1 protein-coding gene is annotated in these 1,502 nt (G+C 66.5%); it reads right to left on the bottom strand.

The genetic code is table 11. The features are described from left to right. Positions 1–19 precede the first annotated feature (19 nt). Positions 20–1,255, bottom strand: coding sequence for an IS110 family transposase (locus ACFU0Y_RS18140; protein ID WP_380216361.1), 1,236 nt, complete (start codon positions 1,253–1,255; stop codon positions 20–22). Positions 1,256–1,502 lie beyond the last annotated feature (247 nt).

The raw sequence follows: 1,502 nt of genomic DNA, 5'->3' as shown, positions 1-1,502 counted from the left end.
CCTGATGCTCCTATGCGTGTCAAGCGGCGGTGAGCCAGGCACGGTAGGCGGTGGTCAGTTCCGCGTTGGGGCGTTTGCCGCGTTCGAGTTCGCTCAGCCGGGCGGGTTCTGCTCCGATGTTCATCGCCGCTTGGACCAGGGTGGCTCCTCGCTGGTGCCGGAGGTCTCGAAGATCCTCTGTCGCGGGCACGGGTTCGGGGTGGACGATGAGGTGGAATGCCTCACGGGCGATTGCACGCTTGAGGCACCGCAGGACGTCCTTCTTCGACTTCCCGTTGGCTCGCAGCCGCCCCGCGTAGTTCTGGGTGCGTTCCTCGTTGGACAGGCGCCCCAGGGCGATCTGGTGCAGAGCCCAGTTCGCTTGCCGGTCCCCGCCGCGGTTGAGACGGTACCGGTTCGTTTTCCCTGACGACGCCGGGATCGGTGAGGCCCCGCACAGCGCGGCGAAGGATGCTTCTGATCGCAGCCGCTCGGGGTTGGCTCCTGCGGTGACCAGCAGGGTCGCGGTGGTGATCACCCCGTATCCCTTTCTCGCGATCATCGCCGGCGCGGCACGGCCGACAAGGATTCTCAGTTCGTCCTCGAGCTCGGTGATCTCGACGGTGAGGTATTGGTGCCGGCGTGCCAGCCGTCGCAGGGCGTGACCGGTCGCCGTGGTCACCGAGCCGGTGGCCGGTCCCGGGCGGGTGGAGGCCAAGGACTCGACCAGGCAGCGCTCGTTCAGCCCCTCCCAGCGGCTCCTGATCGCCTCAGGCGCGGTGATCAGCATGGACTTGATCTGGCGTATCACTGCGACGCGGGCCTTGATCGCGCTGCGCCGCACGGCCAGCAGCACACGGATCTGCTCGATGACACCGTCACCGGTCTTGGCCATCGGCAGGGTCTCTGGTTCGGCCAGTGTCTGCGCAGCGGCTGCGTAGGCATCGATCGGATCGGATTTCCCATGCCGGCGTTGGGCCCGTCGGGGACGGACGATCTCGCGGATCTCGACCTCTTGGCTCATGAGGTACCGGGCCAGGCCGGCGCCGTAGGAGCTGGTGCCCTCGATGCCGACCAGTCGCGTGGTGCCGAAGGAGCGGATGAAGGCAAGGAGCTGCTCGTAGCCCCCGGTGGTCGCGGGGACCTGTAGATCGCCCAGCCGGGCGCCTGTAACGCTCAGGACCGCGACGTGATGGGTGTCGGCGTGCGTGTCGACGCCGGCGACGACCTCGAGCTCAGGCGAGGAATCAATGAGTTCGGTGATGGGTGTTGTCATGATGGGACCGTGCCTTCTTCACCAGTGGGCACGTCGGCCGGAGGCCGGGCAGACAAGACGTTGACGGGGCTGACCAGGCTCGTATGAAGTCATGCTCACCTCTGGCCGACATGCATCGGACCGTGTCTTCGCCACCGACCCGCGGGCGGATCAGTTGCAAGACAAGCCCCACCGGCCGTCAGTCACCTACAGAGTCACACGCGCCGGCGACGAAGACACTTCCATCATCAACGTCACCTATCGGTGC

The organism is Kocuria sp. NPDC057446, assembly GCF_042802875.1.
Classification (GTDB): domain Bacteria; phylum Actinomycetota; class Actinomycetes; order Actinomycetales; family Micrococcaceae; genus Kocuria.
Note: the sequence above shows the minus strand (reverse complement) of the source record. Positions and strands in the feature narration are given on the sequence as shown.

Excerpts from the sequence above, each read along its gene's own strand:
- ACFU0Y_RS18140 (WP_380216361.1), bottom strand. The coding sequence starts at position 1,255 with ATGACAACACCCATCACCGAACTCATTGATTCCTCGCCTGAGCTCGAG.